General features: G+C 60.7%; 4 protein-coding genes and 1 pseudogene. 3 read left to right on the plus strand and 2 right to left on the minus strand.

The genetic code is table 11. The features are described from left to right. Positions 1 to 359 precede the first annotated feature (359 nt). On the minus strand, positions 360 to 740 hold the full coding sequence (locus BC358_RS06415; protein ID WP_143434200.1) for a hypothetical protein: 381 nt from the start codon (positions 738 to 740) through the stop codon (positions 360 to 362). A 146-nt stretch (positions 741 to 886) separates the two neighbouring features. Continuing rightward, positions 887 to 1,054, minus strand: a pseudogene (locus BC358_RS06420) (MerR family DNA-binding transcriptional regulator); the annotation flags it as partial. A 42-nt stretch (positions 1,055 to 1,096) separates the two neighbouring features. Here BC358_RS06420 and merT point away from each other — a divergent pair. The 3 genes from merT to BC358_RS22280 are packed head-to-tail and all read left to right on the plus strand — an operon-like array spanning position 1,097 to position 1,995. Further along, a complete protein-coding gene (merT, locus tag BC358_RS06425) occupies positions 1,097 to 1,471 on the plus strand; it encodes a mercuric ion transporter MerT (RefSeq protein WP_070401208.1) in 375 nt (124 codons plus the stop codon). Positions 1,472 to 1,486: 15 nt separating this feature from the next. Beyond that, positions 1,487 to 1,771, plus strand: coding sequence for a mercury resistance system periplasmic binding protein MerP (gene merP, locus BC358_RS06430; RefSeq protein ID WP_079364967.1), 285 nt, complete (start codon positions 1,487 to 1,489; stop codon positions 1,769 to 1,771). Continuing rightward, positions 1,768 to 1,995, plus strand: coding sequence for a GDCCVxC domain-containing (seleno)protein (locus BC358_RS22280; RefSeq protein ID WP_079364968.1), 228 nt, complete (start codon positions 1,768 to 1,770; stop codon positions 1,993 to 1,995). The genes merP and BC358_RS22280 overlap by 4 nt, the downstream gene beginning before the upstream one ends. Positions 1,996 to 2,053: the final 58 nt, after the last annotated feature.

Here is a 2,053-nt window from a genome sequence, read left to right on the forward strand (position 1 = left end):
CCGCAGCAAAGGCCAGAAAAGCTGCAGCGAGAGAAGCCACAGAGAATCGGCCTCCGCCCGCAACCCCGCGAAAACACTGGGCCCAGAAAGACAAAAGGCCCCCACTTGCGTGGGAGCCTTGTCTTACTGGCGGTGGACGCAGTCTGCAGCGAACCTGTATCGCGCCTGCAGTCGTTTTGGCCGCTCTTTCTCTTGCTCAGAAATTTCTGGTGAGCGCTGGGTTCATTTGGCCGGACACCCATTAAAGAATAAATACGCGCGCACGCCCGCGCGCACGAAAAAGGGATTCCGCCTTCGGACCCTGCAAGCCCCCACCCTCCTGCCCGACCTGCCAGGCCCGGCCTCCTTCGGCTTGGAGCTCATGGCCGCCGGCCGCCCACCAACTCCCGGGCCTTCCGAAGCTGCGCGTTCTCCATGGCCGCTTCAAGTGATGCGATGTCGGTGCTCGTCATGCGCACCGGGTACTGCTCGGCCTTCACCTTCCACCGGTTGATCACCTCGACCATCTTCTGGAGCAGCGTGCGTGCCTCGTTCTGAGATATCCCGAATGCCACCGATTGCTTGAGCAGCTGATCCAATTCCCATCGCGGGCCCTGCCACTGGAGGCAGGACTGGGCCGGTTGGCATTCGGGCTCCATGGCGGGCCGCAGTGCGGTGGCGGGTGCCAGCTCCCAGCGAGCAAGGGACCGGTACACAAAGCCGAACTTTCCCAGCGACACACGGGCGTTGATCAGTCGCATGAACACCAAGCGCAGCCACAGTTGGCGGGCGTCTGCCCCAAAAACTTTGCTGCATGTCCTCATGACCGCCAGCAGATCGAGCCAGTCCGGTTCTTCGCCCTCTTCCTGTTGGCGCCGATTCAAAATTGACCAGGTGGTCAGTTTTCGGTCAGCGTCAACAGGCCATAGCGCCGGATGCTGCCCACAGGACGGTCCGGCTCTGGCATCAGCCCTTTGCGCTGATAGAACCTGATGGTCTCGACGTTCACACCGGCCGCTTTCGCGAGATCTCCGATCGTCATGCTGCCGTCGGACTGTGAAGGGGTATGGGTCATGGCGCTTGACTCTGTACTTTGGTACGGAAGTAAGCTTATCGCATGTCTACAACATCTACCGACCACCCGGGCCAGACCACTGGCGGCGGCAAGGCCCTGATTGCTGGTGGTATTTCGGCGCTGCTCGCCTCCGCCTGCTGCCTGGGCCCCCTGGTGCTGATCATGCTGGGCATCTCCGGGGCCTGGATCGGCTCTCTGACGCTGCTGGAGCCTTATCAACCGTGGTTCATGGGGGCGGCGGCGATTGCCTTGGTGGTTGCAGGACGCCGGATATGGCGCCCTGCGGTAGCGTGCGATGTGGGCCAGGTCTGTGAGCGCCCCATGGTCAACCGGTCCTACAAGGTGCTGTTCCTGCTGGTAGTCCTACTACTGGGAATTTCATTGGCGTTCCCCTGGATCGCCCACTGGTTCTACTGAATGAAGGGTTCTGCAATGAAACGATGGATCATCCCTGCGGCGGCAATGCTACTCATCGGGCCGAGCTGGGCGGCCCAGCAGAGTGCGGTCCTCTCGGTGCCAGGGATGAACTGCCCGACCTGCCCAATCACCGTCAAATTGGCGTTGACCCGGATCGATGGGGTCATCGACGTCAAGTCCAACCTGCCCAAGCGGGAAACCACAGTGGTGTTTGACAGTGCCAAGGTGAAGGTTGAGGCCCTGACCAGTGCGACCAAGAACGCCGGATTCCCGTCCACTGTTGTGTCTGTAAACCCATGAGCGATGTCATCCTGACCTCTGTCTTCACCTGCCCCGAGTGCGGTCATATGAAGACCGAAGAGATGCCCACCGATGCCTGCCAATGGTTCTATGAGTGCGAAGGGTGCCACGCCGTCTTGCGCCCGAAGGCCGGTGACTGCTGTGTGTTCTGCTCGTACGGATCCGTTCCCTGCCCACCAATCCAGATCGGTGGTGAAGCTGGTTGCTGTAAACCCGCGGCTTGATCTCTTGCTAAGCTATCTGTGAGCGGCCCATGTCAAGATGGGATAACCGGACGCATAC

It is taken from the genome of Hydrogenophaga sp. H7 (assembly GCF_002025745.1).
In the GTDB taxonomy this organism is placed as follows: domain Bacteria; phylum Pseudomonadota; class Gammaproteobacteria; order Burkholderiales; family Burkholderiaceae_C; genus Hydrogenophaga; species Hydrogenophaga pseudoflava.

Bases quoted from the DNA above. Each gene is read 5' to 3' on its own strand.
- merP (WP_079364967.1), top strand. From the start codon at position 1,487: ATGAAACGATGGATCATCCCTGCGGCGGCAATGCTACTCATCGGGCCG.
- merT (WP_070401208.1), top strand. From the start codon at position 1,097: ATGTCTACAACATCTACCGACCACCCGGGCCAGACCACTGGCGGCGGC.
- BC358_RS06415 (WP_143434200.1), bottom strand. From the start codon at position 740: ATGCGACTGATCAACGCCCGTGTGTCGCTGGGAAAGTTCGGCTTTGTG.
- BC358_RS22280 (WP_079364968.1), top strand. From the start codon at position 1,768: ATGAGCGATGTCATCCTGACCTCTGTCTTCACCTGCCCCGAGTGCGGT.